21 protein-coding genes and 1 other RNA gene are annotated in these 22,013 nt (G+C 57.5%); 16 read left to right on the top strand and 6 right to left on the bottom strand.

The window, feature by feature from the left end; genetic code table 11:
* Positions 1–507: type II secretion system protein GspG (locus VL197_00530; protein HUJ16460.1), on the top strand; the 507-nt coding region annotated here is incomplete at its 5' end.
* Positions 508–637: 130 nt separating this feature from the next.
* Here VL197_00530 and VL197_00525 read toward each other — a convergent pair.
* The 6 genes from VL197_00525 to VL197_00500 all read right to left on the bottom strand — a co-directional run bounded on the left by VL197_00525 (position 638) and on the right by VL197_00500 (position 6,508).
* On the bottom strand, positions 638–2,410 hold the full coding sequence (locus VL197_00525; protein HUJ16459.1) for a TIGR04190 family B12-binding domain/radical SAM domain protein: 1,773 nt from the start codon (positions 2,408–2,410) through the stop codon (positions 638–640).
* Positions 2,403–3,044: a hypothetical protein gene (locus VL197_00520; GenBank protein HUJ16458.1), complete on the bottom strand. Its 642-nt coding sequence runs from the start codon at positions 3,042–3,044 to the stop codon at positions 2,403–2,405. The genes VL197_00525 and VL197_00520 overlap by 8 nt, the downstream gene beginning before the upstream one ends.
* Positions 3,037–3,741, bottom strand: a complete 705-nt coding sequence (gene ubiE / locus VL197_00515; protein ID HUJ16457.1) for a bifunctional demethylmenaquinone methyltransferase/2-methoxy-6-polyprenyl-1,4-benzoquinol methylase UbiE — start codon at positions 3,739–3,741, stop codon at positions 3,037–3,039. The genes VL197_00520 and ubiE overlap by 8 nt, the downstream gene beginning before the upstream one ends.
* Before the next feature lie 191 nt (positions 3,742–3,932).
* Entirely contained in the window at positions 3,933–4,748 is an 816-nt protein-coding gene (locus VL197_00510; protein HUJ16456.1) for a hypothetical protein, read from the bottom strand.
* Between the two features lies 1 nt (position 4,749).
* Complete coding sequence (locus tag VL197_00505; GenBank protein HUJ16455.1) at positions 4,750–5,736, bottom strand: hypothetical protein; 987 nt, start codon at positions 5,734–5,736, stop codon at positions 4,750–4,752.
* A gap of 499 nt (positions 5,737–6,235) precedes the next feature.
* Positions 6,236–6,508 carry a hypothetical protein gene (locus VL197_00500; GenBank protein HUJ16454.1) on the bottom strand — a complete coding sequence of 91 codons (273 nt, stop codon included), beginning with the start codon at positions 6,506–6,508 and terminating at the stop codon, positions 6,236–6,238.
* A 154-nt stretch (positions 6,509–6,662) separates the two neighbouring features.
* Between VL197_00500 and VL197_00495 the strand changes: the two genes are divergently transcribed.
* From VL197_00495 to VL197_00425, 15 genes are all read left to right on the top strand, one after another.
* The gene (locus tag VL197_00495) at positions 6,663–7,139 is read left to right on the top strand and encodes an Rrf2 family transcriptional regulator (protein HUJ16453.1); all 477 of its coding nucleotides are present in this window, start codon (positions 6,663–6,665) and stop codon (positions 7,137–7,139) included.
* 1 nt (position 7,140) lies between these two features.
* Positions 7,141–8,328 carry an IscS subfamily cysteine desulfurase gene (locus VL197_00490; GenBank protein HUJ16452.1) on the top strand — a complete coding sequence of 396 codons (1,188 nt, stop codon included), beginning with the start codon at positions 7,141–7,143 and terminating at the stop codon, positions 8,326–8,328.
* Positions 8,329–8,338: 10 nt separating this feature from the next.
* On the top strand, positions 8,339–8,767 hold the full coding sequence (gene nifU, locus VL197_00485) for a Fe-S cluster assembly scaffold protein NifU (protein ID HUJ16451.1): 429 nt from the start codon (positions 8,339–8,341) through the stop codon (positions 8,765–8,767).
* A 54-nt stretch (positions 8,768–8,821) separates the two neighbouring features.
* Complete coding sequence (locus VL197_00480; GenBank protein HUJ16450.1) at positions 8,822–9,064, top strand: sulfurtransferase TusA family protein; 243 nt, start codon at positions 8,822–8,824, stop codon at positions 9,062–9,064.
* 561 nt (positions 9,065–9,625) lie between these two features.
* A complete protein-coding gene (locus VL197_00475) occupies positions 9,626–10,690 on the top strand; it encodes an HD domain-containing protein (protein HUJ16449.1) in 1,065 nt (354 codons plus the stop codon).
* A 112-nt stretch (positions 10,691–10,802) separates the two neighbouring features.
* Complete coding sequence (gene ftsY, locus VL197_00470) at positions 10,803–11,708, top strand: signal recognition particle-docking protein FtsY (GenBank protein HUJ16448.1); 906 nt, start codon at positions 10,803–10,805, stop codon at positions 11,706–11,708.
* 153 nt (positions 11,709–11,861) lie between these two features.
* Positions 11,862–12,179 carry a cell division protein ZapA gene (locus VL197_00465; GenBank protein ID HUJ16447.1) on the top strand — a complete coding sequence of 106 codons (318 nt, stop codon included), beginning with the start codon at positions 11,862–11,864 and terminating at the stop codon, positions 12,177–12,179.
* Positions 12,180–12,301: 122 nt separating this feature from the next.
* Positions 12,302–12,482, top strand: a non-coding RNA gene (gene ssrS, locus VL197_00460) — 6S RNA.
* 457 nt (positions 12,483–12,939) lie between these two features.
* Positions 12,940–14,238 (top strand): replication-associated recombination protein A, encoded by a 1,299-nt coding sequence (locus tag VL197_00455; GenBank protein ID HUJ16446.1) that lies wholly within the window; start codon positions 12,940–12,942, stop codon positions 14,236–14,238.
* On the top strand, positions 14,235–15,791 hold the full coding sequence (gene rny / locus VL197_00450; GenBank protein HUJ16445.1) for a ribonuclease Y: 1,557 nt from the start codon (positions 14,235–14,237) through the stop codon (positions 15,789–15,791). Before VL197_00455 ends, rny begins: the two co-directional genes overlap by 4 nt.
* Positions 15,792–15,884: 93 nt before the next feature.
* The gene (locus VL197_00445; GenBank protein ID HUJ16444.1) at positions 15,885–16,658 is read left to right on the top strand and encodes a TIGR00282 family metallophosphoesterase; all 774 of its coding nucleotides are present in this window, start codon (positions 15,885–15,887) and stop codon (positions 16,656–16,658) included.
* Positions 16,659–16,714: 56 nt separating this feature from the next.
* A complete protein-coding gene (gene xseA / locus VL197_00440; protein ID HUJ16443.1) occupies positions 16,715–17,920 on the top strand; it encodes an exodeoxyribonuclease VII large subunit in 1,206 nt (401 codons plus the stop codon).
* A 135-nt stretch (positions 17,921–18,055) separates the two neighbouring features.
* Entirely contained in the window at positions 18,056–20,068 is a 2,013-nt protein-coding gene (locus VL197_00435; protein HUJ16442.1) for a HEAT repeat domain-containing protein, read from the top strand.
* The gene (locus VL197_00430; GenBank protein ID HUJ16441.1) at positions 20,058–21,482 is read left to right on the top strand and encodes an HD domain-containing phosphohydrolase; all 1,425 of its coding nucleotides are present in this window, start codon (positions 20,058–20,060) and stop codon (positions 21,480–21,482) included. The genes VL197_00435 and VL197_00430 overlap by 11 nt, the downstream gene beginning before the upstream one ends.
* 141 nt (positions 21,483–21,623) lie before the next feature.
* Positions 21,624–22,013: DEAD/DEAH box helicase (locus VL197_00425; GenBank protein ID HUJ16440.1), on the top strand; the 390-nt coding region annotated here is incomplete at its 3' end.

The following is a 22,013-nucleotide window of genomic DNA, read 5'->3' as shown; positions in this document are numbered from 1 at the left end:
ATCGAAGTGATCGTAGTCGCAGGCATCATTGCCGTGCTCGCCGGTATACTTGTTCCCCTGATCTTCAAGGAGATCGACGAATCAAAAATAGCCAGGGCTTCGGCAGACGTTCGTTCCATTTCAAATGCAGTGATAATCTTGCGAAAAGATACCGGGCAATGGCCGGTCAGCAGTTCTTGCCAATCAACAGTGACTTTGCTGACTGGCGCCGGAAACGTGCCAGCCTTGGCCGGTGGTTGGAACGGTGCGACTCCCTTATCCTTCGATTTGCGCTTGAATACGGATGATGTGCCTTGCTGGCCGAATACCTGGAAAGGTCCCTATTTGGCGGCGGTGAATGCCGACCCCTGGGGAAATGCATATATTACGAATGCAGATGCCTTTGTTTCGGGAGCAAATCCAAAACCACCGGTATGGATTCTCTCGGCAGGACCGGACGGTATCGTGCAAACAAATGTTACGGATATGGTGGCTTCCGGGGATGATGTCGGCTTACGGATTCAATAGAGGTGGGATACAGGTCTTCGCTTTATTGAACCGAATGCTACAACATCCGTTTTTCAAATACAAAAGCAATAGGGCCGGGATCTCCCGGCCCTATTGCTTTTTCCTGCAACCGTCATCATTGATCGCTTTGCTACACGTCGATCGCTTCACGGTCGAGACCGAGGTTGGTAAGCCCTGCTTTCCCGTTCGTCGCCGAGGGTTGATGAGGCAGTAAAAGCAGTTTCGCAATTTGCATGACCCTCAGCTTCCATCCCTTGATAGGCCAGTCGAGCTCATGCTTATCACAGACCAGGTCGAGCGTGTTGAGGTTGAATATCTCTTCTCGCAGCGCCTCGTCCACAAGATGCGGATCGGTAATTTTCCTGCTTAACGCGATCGCCCTGTTCAAATGTTCGCGGATCCGTGCCGCACGTTTCGCGCTGATCACTCCGTGCTGCTCCTTCAAGTCCAGGAGACCCAGCGCCCCGTCATAGGTGGCCCGAACGATTTCATCGCGGCTCATCCATTTTGTCTCGTAGTTCAGCGCGAACTTCCAGCTCGGCATGAGCATTGCCTGCCGATGTTCCTTGAGCGTCTTTGCGAAGAAGCGGTAGCCGTACTTCTCAGGATCCTCGAAGATGGCGCTTCCCGGATCGATGAACGGCGCAAGCGGCGCGATCAGGGGCAGCACCCTGCCGGCACTTCCGTTGCCGCCGAACTTGGTCATGAGCTCGCCACAGTACTTGACGGTGTCCATCACAGACTGATAGGTCTGGTTCGGCAGCCCCACCATGAAGAACAGGTCCACTCGTTTGCATCCCGCATTGATGAGCGTATCGATCATGCCCTCCAGTGCGGCATTGTCATAATTCTTCCCGAAGGTCCTTCTAACGTTGATGTCGTGAGATTCGGGGGACATCTCCACATTGAAGGTCTGAATGGAATCTATCGCCTTTCGGAGGAAGTCCTCCGGGGGCGGGATAAAAAACTCCATACAGACCTCGTTCCTGATGCGGTGCCTCTTCATGGCGTTAAAGAACCGGTCGGTGTATTCCCTGCCTCCCATGAGTATGTCGCCGAGTACGATGACCGGAGCTCCCGTATAGTCCGCGATCCTCCGGATGTCGTCGGCTACGAGTTCGGGCGATCGGAAACAGGCCTGCTGGCGCATGCAGACCTTCTTGAATGCCGAGAGCGAACCGCCGCAGGTCCCGCAATTGTGGTTGCAGCCCCGGCACGTGAAAACCGCGGTCACCGGATAGCTGAGCCAATACTTGAACGGAATGTAACCGGTTGGATCGAGGTATTTTATCACCATCTTGATCAGATGGGAATAGTCGAAATCGACATAGTCCAGGTTCTCGGGCCTGAAGGTTCGCTCGTTCACGACCATTCGTCCGTTCCGGTCCCGCCAGACCAGGTTCGGCACTGCTTCGAAGCCGTTCCCGGTTTTGATCGCGTGCATCAGCTGTCGGAGCGGTTCTTCCGTGGAGTCGCCGCAGAGGACGAAATCCACAAAGGGATAGTCCCGCATGATCTCTTCATGGAAATAGGTTGCGCTCAGACCGCCGAGGATGACCGGCGTATCGGGGTGATGTTTTTTGACGAGCTCCGCGAGACTGAGGCTCCCGTCGACGTGGGGGAGCCAGTGGAGGTCGATGCCGAATGCTGCGGCATGGAGATGTTTGATGAAGGGTTCCGGATCGAACGACCGGTCGCGCAGCATCTTCAGCGCCAGATTGATAATGCGGACCGACATGCCGTGCTGGGTGAGATAACCCGATATCGTAAGAAACCCGATCGGGTAGATCTCGAAGATGGACGATGAAGGGACCACGTCACTCACGGGACCGAAGAAGAGGGGCATTTCGCGGAACTTGAAAACGCTTGGCGGGTGGAGCAGGATCAGGTCGGTTTTAGGCATGGACTGGTTTATCTCCATATATGGTCCTGGCATAGCCGGTCGCCATCTCTTGCATAACGGATTCCATGGACTCAAAGAGTGACTCGAGATAGGTAACGATCGCCCTGTTGAAGGGGGACCGAATGGAGTCGCCCAGCATCCGGGTCTCGAGGTTGTACAGGTGCAGGATTTCAAGGAGGATCGCCCTGAACTTTTCCTCCGGGTAGGCTGCCCGCACCGCGTCGCAAAAGGTCGCCGAACCGGTCCACCGGCCGAGGATCGTGTAGACCGTCCGCGCGATCAGCCAGATCCTCTGAATCCGGATGTCGGCAAAGTCGCTGTACCGCACAGTAATCGCGAATGAGGGAATGGTGAGACTATCGAGAAAGGCACTGTCGACTGTTTTGGTCTTCTCAAAAATGTCCTCGAGGTCCAGGTCGCAAGCAGGCCGGCCGGCGGCAAACGCTGCTGCTGCCTCCTCAATGATGAGCCGGTCCTTATCAACCTCTTTCCGGATGTTTCCGTCGAGATAGGAGGAAAAAAAGGAAAGCGTAGCAGAAAAAAGAGAGCCCCTTTGCATGCCGTGGAGGCTCCTGCGCGAGAATTCGTGCATCATTTCGCTGTCCTTCTCGCACAGGATGCCAACCCTATCCATGTTTTACCGCCCGGTAGATCGTCGCGATTCCCATGGTCATCGAGTCGATTGTCACATTGCCGTAGCCGCAGGCGGCGATGACGCTCCTGAACTCGTCGGGAGGGTAGAACGCGCTGATGGACCGTGGCAGATACAGGTATGGGGCCGCTGTTTTAAGGACGATCCCTGCTATGAAAGGCATCACCCGGAAGACGTACCACTCGTACAATGCGCGAAACCACGCGGTCTGCGGCCGAGTGAGCTCGAGGCAGACGAACTTCCCGCCCGGCTTGAGCACGCGTTTTAATTCCTCGAGAGCATAGATCGTGTCGGGGATATTGCGCATGCCGAATGCCACCGTTACGGCGTCGAAGGTGTTGTCGGCGAAGGGAAGCTGTTTTGCGTCAGACAGAATGTAAGAGAGGTTCCGTCTGCCGCGCGACTTGCGCCGCGCCCTGCTTAGCATCTCTTCGCAGAAGTCGGCGCCGGTCACGGATCCCGTGGGCCCGACCTTCTGAGCCAGCAGGACCGCCAGTTCGCCGGTGCCCGCGCAGACATCCAGAACACGCTCCCCCTCCTTAATGCCCGAGAGCGACACGGCTCTCATGCGCCAGAAATGGTCAAAGCCGAGGCTGAAGCCGCTGCTTAACAGGTCAACGTAGGGGGCAACTGATGAGAAGATATGCTTTATGAAGAGGTCTCTCTGTTGTAAGGACATGGTCAATAGTAATGGCCGCGAACCGGCATGCGAGGGACAGCCGCGTTCTTGCACTCAGAACATCACGTTCTCCGATCAATATAAGATAATTCTGCTGCCCCTCAGCATATCGTGTCGGCAATCCTTGTTCCCGAACGGCGGCGGCTCATACTGCGCCCTCACCCCGTTCCTCATCCGTGTGCCCAGGGGCCTCAGTAGTAGAACTGGCCGAGCAGGATCAGGATCAGTAAAAAGAACCCGATCAGGACGATGGCAAAACCGAAGATAATACCGGCATCGGTGACCCAGGCTGCCTGGGGCTTTACCTCGTAGTCCTTGAGCCTGTTCTCGGCCGCGAGGCGCTCGTATTCGAGCGGCCGTTCGTGCTTCAGTTCATGGAGGCTCATCGTCCCGGTGAAGATGACGGTGTCCATGGGGAACTTCTCCGGCCTCATGTGCGTGTTGAAATAATGGATCGTGAAAATGAAGCCGGCGGCAAGGAGTGCTTCATCGCTGTGGATGACGGTAGCGATGTTGAAAGCCCACCCGGGGAGGAACTTGCTGAAAAAAACGGGGAACCAGAGGAACAGTCCTGACACCCCGATCATGCCCACACCCCAGAAGACAGCCCAGTAGTCGAACTTTTCCCAGTAGGTCCACTGGTCATGCCTGGGCCGGGGACCCAAGCCCAGGAACCATTTGAAATTGTTGTAGATGTCCTCGGCGTCCTTGATCCAGGGAACCATCGATTCGGGACCGAGGGGGTTGAATTTCAATTTTCTCACAATGACGATGTTGTGGATGACATAGAGGATGTGGGCCGCGAAGTACCCAAAGGTAATGACGGCGCATATCCGGTGAATGAGCGCAGCTCCCTGATAGCCGCCGAGGAACTTCGTGAGCCAGATTGCCCAAGGGGCCTGCGCATACTTTATCGGCATGCCCGACGCGACGAGGCCGATGAAACTCACGGCCATGGCGACGTGGAGTATCCGGTGATAGGAGTTGAACCGCCTGATCTCGGACATGTTATTCGCCCCCTTTCTTTTCCATCCGCTCTTTCAGCGCACGGTATGCCCAGAGGAAGGTATGGGTGAGGAAGAATGCGAACACGCTGATCAGGAGCACGGTCATGAACATGAAGGTATAGTACAGAACAGGATATTTCGCCCGGTTGCTCTCCTCGGCATGTGCATAGTATTTGGTAAAATTCGCCGTCGCGCCCGGGTGGCAAGCCTGGCACGTCGCCACGATGTTCTTCGGGGAGAGCCTGGATTCCGGGTCGGATGGCGGCAGAATGCCATGCGCGCCGTGGCAGTCCGAGCATTTGGCGATGGAGGTCGTGTAGCCGAGCCGCGTCACTTTGCCGTGGTACGTCTTGTGGTAGGTGTTCAGCTCTTCGGCGTGGCAATTTCCGCACTGCTTGATCAGTGCGAGCTTCCATTCGGCCTCGTTCGTCCTCGGGATGCGGTGCTCGGCATGGCAGTCGAAACAGGTGGGGACCGCAGGGTTCTTATTGTCCAGGAATTCTTTCCCATGGATGCTCTTGCTGTAGGCTTCAAACTCCGCGGGATGGCACTTGGAACAGACCGAGGGTATGTTCTCTCTCCGCGTTTCCGAACGGGCATCCGTCGAACGGAAGATGTAGTGCGACCCGTGGCACGTCTGGCAGTTGGGCGCCGCGGTGTTCCCCGCCACGAGAGCCTGGCCGTGTACGCTCAGTTTGTATTCGAGCGCTTTTTCAGTCGGAGCTCCCTCTCTGCCGAGGAAATGACAGCTTCCACAATTTACCTTCAGGACCTTGCCGTGCGGGTACGCCGACATTCCCACATGGCATTTCGTGCAGTCCAGCCCACCGTGCACGGACTGTTCGAAGGACTTCTTGTCGATGTATCCCTGCATGCCTTTCTGTACATGACAGGAGTAACAATCGTCCTTTGCAACAGCGACAGCAGTGAAAGCGAGACTGAACATCAGGGAACTGAACATGAGCACTGCAAGGCGGGTGCATTTCATGGTTTTAATATAGCAAAGAATTGCTTCCTGTCAAGGTAAGAACAGAAAAACCCATCCAGATTTTTTCGTTGTGCAGGATTCGAAAATGTGCGTTGGCTGGGGAACGGAATGCTTCGGGCCCTTGAAAATCGGGGAATGCCATCCAGGGACTGACCCGTCTCGGGTGAACCGTCAGAAGAACAACCGATTGCAAACATTGGCCTGAGCGTCCCTTTCTTCGCTTCTATTTCAATATAATAAGGCTCGCATGGCGCTGGACAGGTCGTAAAGAACGGATCATTCGGACGACGCGTTATCTCAGAAAAACAATACAATATATAATATACTGTTTGGCCCCGGTCACGAGGGAAAGGATTGAACACTGAGCGGATGATGTCGGCCGCGGGGGAAGTCCGCGGATCTCCTGGCGTTTCAGGGGATGCCGGCCTTCATCGGGAGCCGTTTGCGAAATCAATTGTTCCTGAACGGCATCGGTCATCCTGCAGTCAGTCTGCACGGTTCAAGTTTTCATCATCCGGTATACCTCCTGGTATTGCCTCTCCAGGTCCTCCCAATGAAACAGCGACTCATTGCTGCTCTGCCATGCGTCATAATCCTCCCTGAGGTCCGGATCATTGATGAGCCTTCCCGTCCGGAGTTCTTCCAGGAAGAGTGCGGTGGTTTTCTTGTGCTTCTGTTCAAGCAGCTGCAGGGTTTTCTTGATTTGCTGTATGGTGCTCCTGCATACGGCCAGCTCCCGGGACAGGGAGATTTCGTATTCATCGGTATGCATCGCTTGCTCCTCCCGCAGGCACGGTAGTACAGTGAGATGAAAAAAACAAGCATAAAACAATATACTTGACAGAATTGGTCAAGTTTGTTATTGTTCAAGTGGGGCGGGGGATGAAAAACACCCGATGCCCCGTCAAAGAGCGGTGAATGCCGGCATGAAACTGTCCACCAAAGGCAAGTACGGAGTTCGGGCCGTGTACGAGATAGCCCGCCAGTACGGTAAGGGGCCGCTCACGATCAAGGAGATTGCCGACCGGCAGGGCATTTCGTTCTCGTATCTCGAGCAGATCCTTCATAAGCTGGGCAAGGCAGGGTTGATCGAGAGCGTCCGCGGGCCGGCTGGAGGATATCTTCTGGCAAGGAAGCCCGGGGACCTTACGATCGGAGATATTGTTCGCGCGCTGGAGGGACCCATTGCCTTGACGCATTGTCTTGAGCCGGGTGAGGCGGCTGAGTGCTACCAGGAGGAAGACTGTGTTGCGCGCCTGGTCTGGACCAAGGTCGGAGCCAAGATAGAGGAGGCTTTGGACAGCATCAGTTTCGAGGACCTGCTCCATCAGCAGGCGCGGCATAAGGAATCGGCAGGAAAGCCGAGAAAGAAACTGGTCGCGGCAGGGAAGGGGGTCTGTTGACATGAGAAAAGTGTATCTCGATCACGCCGCAACAACACCGGTCCATCCCCGGGTGCTCGAAGCGATGCTTCCCTATTTCTCCGGAAAATTCGGAAATCCGTCGAACCTGCATGACATCGGCAGGGAGGCGAAGAACGCAATCGACGAGGCAAGGGCCAAGACGGCGGCTCTCATCAAGGCCCGCGGGGAAGAGATCTATTTTACGGCAAGCGGTTCCGAATCGAACAATTTCGCCCTGAAGGGTCTCGCGCAGGCGAACAGCCAGAAGGGCAAGCACATCATCGTCTCGCAGATCGAGCATTTTTCCATTCTCCACCCCGCCAAGACGCTCGAAAAGGCAGGCTTTACTTTCACCGCGCTCCCCACCGATGCGACCGGCCTGGTGGACCCCGCTGACGTCGCCAGGGCGATCACCCGGGAGACGATCCTTGTTTCGGTCATGCACTCGAATAACGAGATCGGGACCATCCAGCACATCGAGGAGATCGGCAGGATCACGAGGGAACGGAATGTCCTCTTCCATACCGACGCCGTTGCTTCCGTGGGCTGGGTTCCCGTCGATGTGAACACGCTCGGCGTCGACGCGCTCTCGCTCTCCGGCCATCAGTTCTACGGACCCAAGGGTGCTGCGGCGCTCTTCGTGAGGAAGGGCGTCCGGATCAAGCCGCAGATCGAGGGCGGCGTTCAGGAGGACGGCAGGCGTGCGGGCACCGAGAACGTTCCTGCCATCGTCGGACTGGGAAAGGCCGCGGAACTGGCGGTTTCAGAGATTCCGGCCAGAATGGCCTATCTCACGGCGCTCAGGGACCGGCTGCAGAAAGGTCTGCAGGACAGGATCGATCATGTGGTTGTCAACGGTCACCCCACCCGCAGGCTGCCTCATAATCTGAATGTGTCTATGTGGTTTGTGGAGGGGGAATCCATGCTTCTCTTCCTGAACATGGACGGGATCTCGGTTTCGAGCGGTTCAGCCTGTACGTCGCGCTCGCTGAAATCATCGCATGTGCTGACGTGTATCGGGACGGATGCCGCGGTGGCGAACGGAACCTTGCTCATGACGCTCGGGATGGGCAATACCCAGGAAGACATTGACTATGTCATTGAGAAGCTTCCTCCGATTGTCAAACGGCTGCGGGAGATGTCGCCGCTCTATGAAGATATGATAAAAAAAGAACAACAGGCTCGCTGAGGAGGACCCTATGGAACAGTACAGCTCAAAAGTGATGGAACATTTCGCCCAGCCCCACAATGTCGGTGAGATCGAGAACGCCGACGGGGTGGGAACCGTGGGCAATCCGGTATGCGGCGACGTCATGCGCCTCTACATCAAGGTCGAGAACAACGTGATTACGGACGCAAAGTTCAAGACTTTCGGGTGCGGAGCGGCGATTGCCACCAGCAGCATGGTGACCGACCTCGTCAGGGGCAAGACGATCGATGAGGCGCTCAAAATATCGAATGCGGCGGTGGCAGAAGCGCTGGGGGGGCTGCCCAAGGTGAAAATGCATTGCTCCGTGTTGGCCGAAGAGGCGCTCAAATCAGCCCTCGACGACTATTACAAGAAAAAGGGAGTTCCCTCACCCGTCAGGATGCCCGCCGAAAGCGGGCACGAGCATGAAATGGAGTAGGCTGGCTGACGAACCCGGCATATCCTGGAAAGGCATTCCGAGGAGGAGCGCTTTATGGACGTGAATGACATCAAGCCGGATGCAGTGCTTGACTGCGTTGGTCTGGCCTGTCCGATGCCGATCTTGAAGACATCGAACAAGATCAAGGAGTTGAAGTCAGGACAGGTGCTTGAGGTTCAGGCCGATGATGACGGCATTGAGAAGGATATGCCTGCGTGGTGCAAAATGACGGGACATGAATACCTGGGCCTGACGAAACAGGCCGGTGAATACCATGTCTTTGTAAGGAAAAAATAGTCAGCACTCCCAGCGGGCAGTTCCCCTGTAGACGGGTCCGACGCCGGATGATTTGCATCGTCGGTTCTGATGTGGATCGTTTGCACGGGGCTCAGGATTCCCTCTGGGTCCAATACCCCTCGCTGAGAGGGGAGGATCAATACATCGTCACGCCATACTGTTTTGCCTGCTCCGAAGGCCGGCGCAGAAAAAAGCCGACCGTGTCCAAGATTCCCTGCTCCAAGGCCTGAGGTCCCTTCACGCTGATCCCCGCCTTCGTCCTGCCTGTGGTCTTGCACCGCTCCGAAGACCTGCAGGCATATAAGAACTATGTGGTTGAGGGCACGTTCCTGTCCTTGGCGGCTTCTATCACGAGGTGCTCGTCAAGGTAAGCGGCGGCAAGATGGAGTGCTTCATACATCAGGCAGGCCTCAGTGACCAAAACCATGGTGTAAGCCGTTGGCCTCCTTATGATGCTGACTGTTCTGGGTGTACGGGTCACGCAGATCGTCACCGCGTTCCGCGTTTGACAATGGCGGGGGTATCGTTTATTATCTAAGACACCCAAGGAGGGGAGTCTGAATGCAGACAGTAACATCGCTGAAAGAGGGGGACTGGGTCGAGGAGACATACCTCGTTACCGCCAAGCAGGTGTCGACCGCAAAGAACGGGGTCACCTACCTTTCCCTGAAGCTTGCCGACAAGACCGGTGAAATCGACGGAAAGCTGTGGGACAACGCCGATGCGGTTGCCGGGAAGTTCGAACGCGAGGACTTCGTCCGTGTCAAGGGGATCGCAGCCAATTACCAGGGCGCCATGCAGATCAAATTGAAGACACTGGAGAAGGTCGACGATTCACGGGTGGATCTCGTCAACTTTCTGCAGACCACGCCCCGGGACATTGAAGAAATGGTCAAGGACCTGCGGGACGCCGTAGCCGGGGTCGGCAACGGGTACCTCAAACAGCTGTTGCAGTCATTCCTGGATGACAGGGCATTTCTGGACGCGTTCAAGCGGACGCCGGCCGCGAAGACGCTCCACCACAATTATATTGGCGGTCTTCTCGAACACGTCGTCGAGCTGGTGGCGCTGACGCGCGATGTGGCCCGGCATTTCCCGTCGACGGATAAAGATCTGTTGACGGCTGGCGCTTTTCTGCACGATATCGGCAAGGTGCATGAGCTCTCGGTCAGGAAGTCGATCGAATATACAACGGCGGGAAAGCTGCTGGGACACATCTCGCTGGGCTATGAAATGGTCACGGATCGGATGCGGTCCATCCCGGGCTTCCCCGAAGAGCTGTCGATGCTGGTCAAGCATATGATGCTCTCGCACCATGGCGAGTATGAGTTCGGATCGCCGAAGAGGCCTAAAATCCAGGAGGCAATCATCATCAATTATCTTGATGACCTTTCGGCCAAGATCAATAATTTCCAGGCGACGCTGCAGAGAGAAAAAATTGCGGGGGGCGAATGGTCGAGCTTCAGCAAAATGCACGACCGGTATCTCTACCGCCCCGCGTCCTACCCCGGGGGCGAGAGAGCCTTTCCCGCGGAGCCCGACGGGCCAGCAGAAGGAAAAGGCAAGAAGAAATCGCCGGCATGCGGACACGCCGACCAATCAGGCAAGCTTCCGCTTGATCTGTGAGGAACGAGAGGCCGCATTGAGCCGTGCCTCACGTAAGGACATCGGTTGAAGTTCGTCGTTGCCATATTTTTTTAAATTATCAATGCCGATCGTGCAATTTTCAGAGGTGAGGATGTTCGGTGTATTTAAAAGCCTGAGCGACGGGCTGGTAAAAACAAGAAAAAATATTTCCGAGAAGGTCGGTTCTCTGGTTCTGGGCGAGAAGATCGACGACCGCGTTCTCGATGAACTGGAGGAAGCCCTCGTTGCTTCCGATATTGGTATGGAGACGGCCTCCGAGGTTCTGCTGGACCTCAAAGAGCGCTTCAGGCGAAAGGAGCTGTCCACTCCCGGTGAAATCAGGCAGCGCCTCAAGCAGGTCCTCTACGACATCGCGAGCGCCCGGTCAGCTCAATTGTTATTGACCGCTTTTCCCTCCGTTATCCTCGTTGTGGGTGTTAACGGCGCAGGCAAGACGACGACGATCGGCAAGCTGGCTTACCGGCTCCGCGCCGAGGGGAAAAAAGTTATGCTGGCGGCCGGCGATACCTTCCGGGCAGCGGCGTCGGAACAGCTTTCTATCTGGGGTGAGCGTGCGGGAATTCCCGTGATCAAGCACCAGGAAGGGGCCGACCCGGCGGCTGTTGTTTTCGATGCAGTGACGGCGGCCAAGGCGCGGGCGATCGATGTCCTCATTGTCGACACGGCGGGCAGGCTTCATACAAAGTCGAACCTGATGGAGGAGTTGAAAAAAGTCAAGCGTGTGCTGGCGCGGGAACTGCCCGGCGCACCCCATGAAACGCTGCTGGTCCTTGACGCAACTACAGGCCAGAACTCTCTCGTGCAGGCGAGGATGTTTCATGAGGCTGTCGGCGTCACCGGTATCGTTCTGACGAAACTCGACGGGACCTCCCGGGGCGGCATTGTATTTGCCATCGACAAGGAACTGCCCATGTCAGTCAAGTTTATCGGCATCGGGGAAGCCATCGAGGACCTCAGGGAGTTCGACCCGAGGGACTTCGTCGACGCGCTGCTCTAGGAGATGTCATCAAGGCAGGTAGAGGCACCATATCTCCAGACGCCTGAAAAAAAGCCTCCCTGCCGGTTCGGTTTAATCGCAGGGTTTTCATGTTTGGATGTTGCCTGGGATTTCCAATGTTGGATTTGGAATTTTGTTTAAGAAGGTGCCCCCATGGAGAGCGTTCAGGTTGAAATCTTCGGACAAATATATACGATCAAGGGCAAAGATGACGCCGGTTATATCAAACATCTGGCCGACTTTGTCGATACCAAGATGAAGGAAGTCCGACAGGGGACCGGGACATCGGACCCCCACCGTGTCGCAATCCTGACCGCCCTTACGATCAGTGACGAGCTCTACCGCATTCGTGAAGAACACAGCGCGCTCCGGCAGTCCGCGGAAAGAAGGCTTCAGAGCCTGCTTGATCTGACAAGCCAGGGTGAAGATCGCAGGGCGCGTCCCCAGAGAGCAGCAGAGCCATCATCGTAACGTGTCTGCATCAGGAACATATCGAAAGCACAAATCAGTTAATTCCAGGGCCGCACAGCGGTCTTTTTCTCCTTGCCATTTTTGGCTGATTCTGGTATATAGTACCTAAAAGAGAAACAGCTGATCCCCTGCTTTGTGCGTGATCGATATAACTTGTTCCTCGTGAAAAAAAATTAACGGGAGCTGTTCCGAGGAAAGGGTGTGCATGCCCAGGCAAGACTGGGAAGCCTAAACTTTCCCATACGGCGCCCACCTGGTTACGACCAGGAATCAAGTTTATCTACACGGCGGAGCGGGGGATTCTTTATAGTCATGGTCGTATCTTTAGATTAGGAACGTTTCCAGCGCGCACCCGGAAGGAGCGGCAAGTAGGGAAGGCTCCGGCGCTTGAGATAGTGCAATACGATAAGTAAGCGGACAAGGCTGAGCACCGGCGATTCATTTTTAATCGTGCACTGGTGAACCCTCTCGGTTCCGCAGGAAGATTGTTTAGACGGCAGTAACAATGCAGAAAATGGGAATATTTCGTCCTAGATATATTGATTGCAAGGGAATGTCCTTGATGCTTTTTCCCGGCGCCTTCAGGCGGGTGGAGCGAGGTCCGCTTTCGCCGGCATCAAGGCCTTGGTTTCCCTTGAACTATTCCCAGTAGCGCCCGGCCGTCCACAGTCTCGCTATTCACTATCCATTCGTTCAACGCCTGCCTTCCTGAAGCACCACGTTGGCCCTCAAACCTATCAAGAAAAACGTCCGTCCGGAAATGATGCCGGAACCCGCTAGTCAGCCGCTGGCTTGGCGAATGAGGCCTCGCGACCTTTCGGAGTTCATAGGACAGCGGCATGTGCTCGGGGAAGGGAAACTGTTACGGCGCGCAATTGAGGCCGACCGGCTGATGTCACTAATCCTGTACGGGCCTCCCGGGACGGGCAAGACAGCGCTTGCGCACCTCATCGCAGAGAGGAGCCGCGCCCATTTCGTTTCCCTGAACGCGGTTACCGCAGGTGTCGGCGATATTCGGCGCGTATCGCAGGAGTCTGTTGCCGAGCGCAGCCAGAGCGGTAAAAGGACAATCCTGTTCATAGACGAGATCCACCGCTTTACCCGCGTTCAGCAGGACGCTCTTCTGCCGGACGTGGAGCAGGGAACAATCACGCTTATCGGGGCGTCCACGTCGAACCCCTTCTTCGCCATCATTCCTGCCCTGTCATCGCGGTCACAGATCTTCGAATTCAAGCCGCTGGAGCCCTCGGACATCAGAACGCTGCTTCTGCGCGCGGTCGACGACAGGGAGAGAGGGCTCGGGAATCTGCAGGTCGAGATCGCTCCCGAGGCACTCGATTTCATTGTCGCCAGATCGAACGGTGACGCCCGGCGAGCGTTGAACGCGCTGGAGCTCGGCGTTCTTTCGACCCGTCCGCGTCCCGACGGCTCTATCCTGTATGATCTCCCCGCTGCGGAGGAGTCTATACAGAAAAAGGCGCTCGTCTATGACGAGGACGAGCATTACGACACCATATCGGCGTTCATCAAGAGCATGCGGGGGAGCGATCCCGACGCCGCGGTCTACTGGATGGCAAAGATGATCTATGCCGGGGAAGACCCGCTTTTCATCGCCCGTCGGATCGTGGTCGCCGCAAGTGAGGACGTGGGAAACGCCGATCCCCGCGCCATCATGGTGGCGACCGCTGCATACCAGGCCGTGGAGCGCATCGGTATGCCCGAGGGTGCGCTGCCCCTGGCGCAGGCGGCCGTGTATGTTGCCGCCGCCCCCAAGAGCAACGCGTCCTATCTCGCCGTAAAAGGAGCGCTGAAGGATATCGAGGAGGGAGCGCTGTTGCCCGTACCCGATTATTTGAAGGACGCCAGTTACAAAGGGGCCGAGCGGATGGGCAGGGGCAGAGGGTACAAGTATCCGCATGATTATCCGGGACACTATACGGTCCAGGACTACCTCCCGCAGAGGCGGGAATACTACCGGCCCACGGAGCAGGGCGACGAAAAACGCATCAAGGAACGCCTTGCCGGGCTGAAGAAGAGACACCAGGAGGAAAGACAATGATCGAATATGTTGCAGTATTGATAGCCGGGTTGGCCGGCGGTTTCGGTCTTGGACTGCTGATCAAGGGAAAAGTGGCGGCAGGCAAGATCAGGGACGCGGAGGAGGAGTCGGCGCGTATCGTGGCGACCGCCGAGCGGGAAGCGGAGAACAAACGCAAGGAAGCCGTCCTCGAGGTGAAAGACAAGCTCTACCAGGCCCGCGCCGAGTTCGAAAAGGAAAACCGGGAGAAAAGGCAGGAACTGCAGAACCAGGAGCGCAGGCTGGAGCAAAAGGAAGAGAACCTCGAAAAGAAAGTCGACCTGATCGAGAAGAGGGAGGCCGAGGCTGTCCGGCGCGAGCGCGAGCTGTCGGGGCGCGAAAAGATCGCGGCCGAGAAGGAGGATCGGTTCGAGAAAGGGCTTCGCGAGCAGCGGCAGATGCTTGAAAAAATCGCAAGCATGACCGCCGAGGAGGCGAAGCGCCAGCTCATGATCTCCATGGAGGACGAGGCCAAGTTCGAGGCCGCCAAGTCCATCAAGCGCATCGAGGACGAGGCCAAGGAAGAGGCGGACAAGAAGGCGAAGAATATCATCAGCCTGGCCATCCAGAGGTATGCGAGCGATTATGTGGCAGAGGCGACCGTGTCCGTGGTGAACCTGCCGAACGACGAGATGAAGGGCAGGATCATCGGGCGGGAGGGCAGGAACATCCGCGCCCTCGAGGCGGCAACCGGGATCGACCTCATCATCGACGACACTCCCGAGGCCGTCATCCTGTCCTGCTATGACCCCCTTCGCCGGGAGATCGCACGGCTCACGATAGAGCGATTGATGCAGGACGGCAGGATCCACCCGGCCCGGATCGAGGAGATCGCCGAAAAGGTCCGGAAGGAGCTCGACATCGCCATGAAGGACGAGGGCGAGAAGGCGGCCTTCGACCTCGGCATCCACAATTTGCACCCCGAGATCATCAAGCTCATCGGCAGGCTCAAGTATCGCACGAGCTACGGCCAGAACGTGCTCATGCATTCACGGGAAGTCGCGTACTTCGCCGGTATCATGGCCGCCGAATGCGGTGTCGACCAGAAACTGGCGCGGCGCGCAGGACTGCTCCATGACCTGGGCAAGTCCATCGACCACGAAGTTGAGGGAACCCACCCCCAGATCGGCGGCGACCTTGCCAAGAAGTACGGTGAGTCCGCCAAGGTGATCAATTCTATTTTGACCCATCATGGCGACGGCGAGCCGAGCACGGTGGAGGCGGTTCTCGTCGCGGCAGCGGATGCTCTGTCTGCGGGCAGGCCGGGCGTGCGGCGCGAGACGCTCGAAAGCTATCTCAAGCGGCTCGAACAGCTCGAGTCCGCAGCGAATTCGTTCAAGGGAGTCGAGAAATCCTATGCCATCCAGGCTGGCCGCGAGATCCGCATCATCGTGAAGCCGGAAGACCTGTCGGATGCGCATTCGGCGCAGCTTTCCCGGGACATCGCCAAGAAGATCGAACAAGAACTGTCCTATCCCGGCCAGATCAAAGTGACCGTGGTCCGCGAGAGCAGGTACGTAGAGTACGCGAAGTAGGAACGGGACAAGCTGGAAAACAGGAGCCGCAATCCAGAAGGGGAAGTCTGTTCTCCCGGATCCTGTCACCTGGCTCGGACTTCTGGAGGTTCATTGAAGGTTTTGTTCATCGGAGACATCGTCGGCGAGCCGGGCAGGAAGATGCTGCGGGCCCAGATGGCCCGCCTCACTGAAACCTATGCGCCCGATCTGGTGATCGCGAACGGAGAGAACTCCGCAGGCGGGTTCGGGATCACATCGGAGATCGCCGAGGAGCTCTTCTCGCTCGGGGTTCACGCGTTGACCTCCGGCAACCACGTCTGGGACAAAAAGGAGATCGAACCCTATCTGGCGAAGCAGGACAGGCTCATCAGGCCTGCTAATTACCCCGAAGGGAACCCGGGCTACGGCAGTGTGGTCATATCAACCAGCGCGGGCAAGGCAGCCGTCCTGAATCTGGAAGGAAGGGTCTTCATGTCCAGCCTCCGGGACCCCTTCCGGGTGGCCGAGCAGGAGATCGAGAAACTGAAGCAGGAAACAGCCGTTGTCATCATCGATTTTCACGCAGAGGCCACTTCGGAAAAGATCGCGCTTGCCTGGCACCTCGACGGCAAGGCGACTGCCGTGATCGGCACGCATACGCACGTACAGACTGCAGACGAACGGATCCTTCCGGGCGGAACGGCCTTCATTACGGACGCAGGAATGACCGGACCGACCGATTCGGTCATCGGGGTGAAGAAGGAGCAGGCGATCGCACGGTTCCTGTACCAGACGCCTCACCGCTTTGAACTCGCGAAAGGACCCGTTCATCTCAACGCCGTGTACCTTGATGTCGACGCAGCGAGCGGGATCGCGAACAGCATAGAAAGAGTGCAGCTCAAGTAAATGCCCGGGGAATGCTGAGGCAGGAGCCTCCCTCCACAGTCAGATACCGGAAACGCATGCAAAGCCATATTCTCACTGTCACGCAGTTCACCGCGCAGGTCAAGACCCTTCTGGAAGGAGCCTTTCCCGATGTCTGGGTGGAAGGCGAGATTTCCAATCTCTCGACGCCCCAGTCGGGACATTCCTACTTCACTCTGAAGGACGAACTGAGCCAGGTCCGGGCCGTGTTATTCCGCTCCTCTCAGCGTTTTCTCAAGTTCACGCTCCAGCATGGTATGCAGGTGATCTGCCGCGGCAGGGTCGGCCTCTATGAGCCGCGCGGTGAGTATCAGATCATTCTGGAATATGTCGAGCCCAGGGGTGCGGGTGCGCTGCAACTGGCTTTTGAACAGCTGAAGGCGAGGCTGGAGCAGGAGGGGCTCTTCGACCTGGAGCGCAAGAAGCCGCTGCCCCTCCTCCCGCGCCGGGTCGGCGTCATCACCTCACCGACCGGTGCAGCCATCCATGACATGCTCCGCGTCATCAGGCGAAGGCATCCCCGCATGCACATTCTGATTTACCCTGTCCCGGTGCAGGGGCCCGATGCCGCTCCGGCCATCATCGAAGCGATCGGGTATTTCAACAAGGAGCACAGAGTGGACGTTATGATCGTCGGTCGCGGCGGCGGTTCGCTCGAGGATCTGTGGGCGTTCAACGAAGAGCAGGTGGCCCGGGCGATCTTTTCGTCGAAGATACCGGTGATATCTGCGGTTGGTCATGAGACGGACTATACCATCGCGGATTTCGTGGCGGATCTCAGGGCACCGACGCCGTCGGCGGCAGCGGAGATGGTCGTCCGGAGCGAGGAACGACTTCGCGAACTCGTCGCGTCGCTCGATGCCGGACTGACGAGAAGCATACGGAACAAAATGGAGCGTTCTCGCACTGCCCTGCACGGGTCCGCCAGGATGCTCACGGATCCCCGGAGGTTCCTGGAACGCCAGTCGCTCCGGATCGATGAACTCACCGGTCGACTCGTCACCGGTTTGCGTCACACCGCCCGAAGGGACCGCGCGCTGCTGAACTCGCTGACCGCCAGCCTCACTCACTTGAACCCGCTCGGCATCCTGTCCCGCGGCTACAGCATCACCAGAAAGCATCCTGCCGGTGCCGTCATCAAGAGCGCAGCCGATGTGGCGCGGGGTGATGTCATCAGCACGGTCCTGCATCGGGGAGGGATCCTGTCTCGCGTCGAGCAGGCGGAACCCGGCGTGGAACAATAATCGTAATCGCATAGGCCCGGGTCTTCCGGGTCCATGGTGTTTTTTGACACGCCGTCCCCATTGTGGTATTCTTAACAAATGCAAAAAGAAGCAAAACCCGCTGAATCTGCCCTCTCCCTTGAGATCCAGGATGTAATGAAGAACCTGATCTCCGCGATCAGGACCGTCAAGATTTATCCCCCCAATAATCCCATTTATACTCAGTCCCTGAAAAAAGCCTTTGAAACTCTGTCCCAAGCCCTCGAAACGGACGAGGAATACCATGTAGGGATCCAGAAGACCTATTTCCTTTACCTGCAGACACCGGTCGGGAAAGATGCCCAGGTCAACAGGTCCATCGCTCAGGACCTGTTCGGCAAGGGTGTCCGCGAGATCATCTTCAGTGCCGGCCTCGAAGAGCCGGAGTTTCTCGAACTCCTGAGAACCCTGGCACTGTCGCTCGAAGAACTCGCCATGAAAAGCGGAATTTCCACGATCCTGTGGGAAAAAGGCGTGACCCATATCAAGGTGACCGAGGCCGGCCTTGATGAGGTGATCACCACGAAGACGGAGGGAGGCTGGGAGACGACGCCCGACCCCGCCGCCCAGGAGGAGCAGCAGGCGAAGCAGAAGAAGACCGATTTTACGGCCAAGACGCTGGTGCTGGGGGACCTGAAAACCGATCCCGAGGGCTTCGGGGTTGGTATGATCGAGTTCGCCATGCGTACCAAGGCTGCCTACGAGAGTGTGGAAGACCGGCTGTTCACGCTGTACCAGCAGGCGGGGAAGAAGATCCAGAAGGACCACGCCCACGAGAGCGAAGCGCTGTTCGAAGGCCTTGCCAAGTCCGCCCTCGCCCTTGAATCTCCGCACCGCGATTCGCTCATCGGGGGAAAGCTGTATGGCGATCTGGACGCCGAGATTGCGGCGGACACCTCCGATGATCAGTTCGCTCCCACGCCCATGCACGAGGTCTGGACCGGCCGGTATTCGAACGCATGGACGATTCAGCAGGTCGCGGTTCTCCTGAAGAGGGCTGCGGCAAAAAAGATCGTGCCCGCTTCGCCGCCTGCGAAGCCGGACGAACTGACGGCCGCGCCGCTCGGCAGGGACCTGATCGAGCTTGTCCAGGGCCTCATGAACGAGACGCCCGAAGAAGTGGAAGCGCTCAGGCTCGTGAGCAGCGCCGGCATGGAGTCCGACATCATCGAGGCGGCGATTCGAACCCTGATCCCGCTGCTGACGCTGGTGAAAAACCCCTTCCGGGAGGGCCCGGCGGAAAAGGAGAAAAGCCTCTTTTCCGGCGTGATCAAGCAGTTGGAGGACATCCTGAGCTACCTGCTGAAGAACAATCAATATGATCTGGCGACAACCATCATCAAGGCGCTCCGCTCGCCGGTGGCCCCCGAATTCCAGCCCCGCATGGCCGAGGCGCTGAAGAAAACGGCGACGAAGCCGATCATCAAGTCCACGATCACCGACATGAAAAGGCACGTCAAGAGTTCTGCCGAATACCAGGCCGCTTATTCCTACCTGGCGAGCCTTGATCAGAAGGCGATCGAGGCCCTTCTGGAGCTGCTGGCCGAGGAGAATGACCGTGAAATGAGGATATTCCTGCTGGACCTCATGAAAGAGTTCGGCAGGAATCAGATCCCTCTGCTTGGAGAGCATCTTTCGGATGAGCGCTGGTACGTGGTCCGGAACATCGTCAGCATTCTCGGCGAGAGCAAACTGGAACAGGCCGTTGTTATGCTCCGGAAAGCAGCCGACAACCGGAACGCTCAGGTGCGGCAGGAAGTGATCAAAGCGCTGCTGTCCATCGGGGGGAAGCGGGCGGGAGCCCTGCTCGCAAAATTCCTGAAGGACCCCGATCCCTCGATCCAGCTCATGGCTGTCCGCACCTTTTCGGACATCCCCGGCATCGGTGAGGAGGAGGCGAAGCCCCTCATCGAGTTCCTCGTGGGCCGGCCGCTGAACCCGAAGGAGCACGAGATGACGCTGGCGGCCATCAAGAGCCTCGGCAAGACCGGCGGACGGGATGCAGCGGTATTCCTCGAGACCTACAACCGTATCCGCTGGTGGAAGTCGCGCAGGCTCCAGACCGAACTCAGGGATGCCGCGGCGCGTTCCCTTGAGGAGATTACGAGGAGACACAGCAGTGGCCGATGAGAAAAGCGATAGCCGCGGCGAGGCGAGACAGGCCTTTTTCGCGAAGCAGCAGCTGATCGATTCCTGCCGGGCGGCGTTCCAGCTCATGTCGGCCGTGCTGAAGAACGTGACGCTCTACCCGGAATCGCACCCGATCATGCTGACGGGCGCTGAAAAGCTGCTGAACAAGATCGCCGAACTGCTCGTGGGCCGGAAAGAAGCGGCCTTTTACCTGGTGGGCGGCGAACTGTTCTTCGAAAAGACCTCGATCCCGGTGGACCAGAGCCTCACGCTGGCCCTGGAGCAGTTCACGAACCGGGACCTCGGCGGCATCGTTTTCAAACCGGGCCTCACCGCAGATGACCTCCTCCGGTTCGGCAGCGTGATGAGCAAGGAGGCATCCTACTTTACGGGCGCGGCGGACCCCAATACCGTGCTCGCGCAGGAGGAGATCAGGCATATCGAGCTGCACCGCGTCCTGCTGGTGGACAAGGATGCGGGAGGAGCGATCAAGGCGGGAAAGCGGAGGGCATCGGAGATATTCAGGGAAACAGTCGAGACCATGAAGGAGCTGGTGACGGCCGTGCAGACGGATAAGGCGTCCAATGTCCGTAAAATGAATTCCATTGTCCAGACCATGGTCGACAATGTTCTCGAGAACCGGGATGCCTACCTCGGACTCACCAATCTCAAAATGTATGACGAATACACCTTCGCCCACTCCGTGAACGTCTCGATCCTTGCCGTCTCCCTGGGCACGTTTCTGTCTTTCCAGAAGGCCCAGATCGCCGCGCTGGGGCTGGCGGGGCTCATGCACGACATCGGGAAGGTGAACGTCGCTCACGGGATCATCAACAAGCCGGACAGGCTTTCCAACGAAGAGTTCGACCAGGTCAAACGGCACCCTGTTGAAGGAGGGCTGATCCTCGCGGGCACGCCCGGCGTTTCCAAGCTGGCCATGGTCGCCGCCTTCGAACACCACCAGCACGGCGGCGACCGGGGATACCCCCGGCTGGACGGGGAGCGTCACCAGCATCCCTTTTCACAGATCGTTTCGCTGGTAGACGCTTACGAGGCCATCACCGCGTCCCGTGTCTATTACAGCGCGCAAACGCCGCCGGACCAGGCGGTCCGGATACTGCTGAAGAAGCGCGGGTCTCCCTTCAACGCTGTGCTGGTGAACGCCTTTGTCAGAATGATCGGCATATTCCCGATCGGCACCGTTGCCAGGATGGATACGGGAGAAACGGGCGTCGTTGTGCACCAAACGGGCGACCTCATGCGGCCCCGGGTGCTGCTCCTGACCAGGTTCGACGGATCGGAAAAAAGCGAACAGCCGGTCAGCCTTCTCGAGACCGCCGGCGGTCGGTTTAAGCGCTCGATCGTTGGAACCGTCTATCCGGCGGGACTCGATGTGAAGCAATATCTGGACTGATCTCATCCGCATCCCGCACACCTCCTTCCGGAAATTTACAAACTCTCTTCAGAACCCCTCTGGCCGCTTCGAGATAGCAGGGATGCTCCACCCCGCGGGCCGTGATACAATAAAGCTATGATGGATTGAAAAGGACCTCCTATGCCTGCTTCGCCCCTATCCGTCTTCCATCCTCTCGTTGAACAATGGTTCCGGGAAAACTTCGGTGCGCCGACCGATATCCAGGCGAAGGCATGGCCCGAGATCATCCGGGGGAGGAACGTTCTCGTGACCGCGCCGACGGGATCAGGGAAAACGCTGGCGGCCTTCCTCTGGAGCTTCCATCAACTGATCACGGGGGCATGGCCCGGCGGAAAAGTCCGGCTGCTCTACGTATCTCCGCTCAAGGCACTGAATAACGATGTACAGCGAAACGTGCTCGGGCCGCTTGCAGATCTGAAGCAGGTCTTTGAGCGGGCAGGCGCGCCCTTTCCCGGAATTGCGGTGCTCACAAGGAGCGGTGACACGCCCGGAACGGAACGGCGCAGAATG

It is taken from the genome of Nitrospirota bacterium, from assembly GCA_035516965.1.
GTDB lineage: Bacteria > Nitrospirota > UBA9217 > UBA9217 > UBA9217 > MHEA01.
Note: the sequence above shows the minus strand (reverse complement) of the source record. Positions and strands in the feature narration are given on the sequence as shown.

What these genes read in the sequence shown, in the direction of transcription:
- VL197_00510 (HUJ16456.1), bottom strand. Translation starts at nt 4,748, where the DNA reads ATGTCCGAGATCAGGCGGTTCAACTCCTATCACCGGATACTCCACGTC.
- xseA (HUJ16443.1), top strand. Translation starts at nt 16,715, where the DNA reads ATGCAAAGCCATATTCTCACTGTCACGCAGTTCACCGCGCAGGTCAAG.
- VL197_00465 (HUJ16447.1), top strand. Translation starts at nt 11,862, where the DNA reads ATGGAGAGCGTTCAGGTTGAAATCTTCGGACAAATATATACGATCAAG.
- VL197_00520 (HUJ16458.1), bottom strand. Translation starts at nt 3,044, where the DNA reads ATGGATAGGGTTGGCATCCTGTGCGAGAAGGACAGCGAAATGATGCAC.
- VL197_00435 (HUJ16442.1), top strand. Translation starts at nt 18,056, where the DNA reads ATGAAGAACCTGATCTCCGCGATCAGGACCGTCAAGATTTATCCCCCC.
- VL197_00480 (HUJ16450.1), top strand. Translation starts at nt 8,822, where the DNA reads ATGGACGTGAATGACATCAAGCCGGATGCAGTGCTTGACTGCGTTGGT.
- nifU (HUJ16451.1), top strand. Translation starts at nt 8,339, where the DNA reads ATGGAACAGTACAGCTCAAAAGTGATGGAACATTTCGCCCAGCCCCAC.
- ubiE (HUJ16457.1), bottom strand. Translation starts at nt 3,741, where the DNA reads ATGTCCTTACAACAGAGAGACCTCTTCATAAAGCATATCTTCTCATCA.
- VL197_00455 (HUJ16446.1), top strand. Translation starts at nt 12,940, where the DNA reads ATGATGCCGGAACCCGCTAGTCAGCCGCTGGCTTGGCGAATGAGGCCT.
- VL197_00525 (HUJ16459.1), bottom strand. Translation starts at nt 2,410, where the DNA reads ATGCCTAAAACCGACCTGATCCTGCTCCACCCGCCAAGCGTTTTCAAG.
- rny (HUJ16445.1), top strand. Translation starts at nt 14,235, where the DNA reads ATGATCGAATATGTTGCAGTATTGATAGCCGGGTTGGCCGGCGGTTTC.
- VL197_00505 (HUJ16455.1), bottom strand. Translation starts at nt 5,736, where the DNA reads ATGAAATGCACCCGCCTTGCAGTGCTCATGTTCAGTTCCCTGATGTTC.
- VL197_00475 (HUJ16449.1), top strand. Translation starts at nt 9,626, where the DNA reads ATGCAGACAGTAACATCGCTGAAAGAGGGGGACTGGGTCGAGGAGACA.
- VL197_00495 (HUJ16453.1), top strand. Translation starts at nt 6,663, where the DNA reads ATGAAACTGTCCACCAAAGGCAAGTACGGAGTTCGGGCCGTGTACGAG.
- VL197_00500 (HUJ16454.1), bottom strand. Translation starts at nt 6,508, where the DNA reads ATGCATACCGATGAATACGAAATCTCCCTGTCCCGGGAGCTGGCCGTA.
- VL197_00490 (HUJ16452.1), top strand. Translation starts at nt 7,141, where the DNA reads ATGAGAAAAGTGTATCTCGATCACGCCGCAACAACACCGGTCCATCCC.
- ftsY (HUJ16448.1), top strand. Translation starts at nt 10,803, where the DNA reads ATGTTCGGTGTATTTAAAAGCCTGAGCGACGGGCTGGTAAAAACAAGA.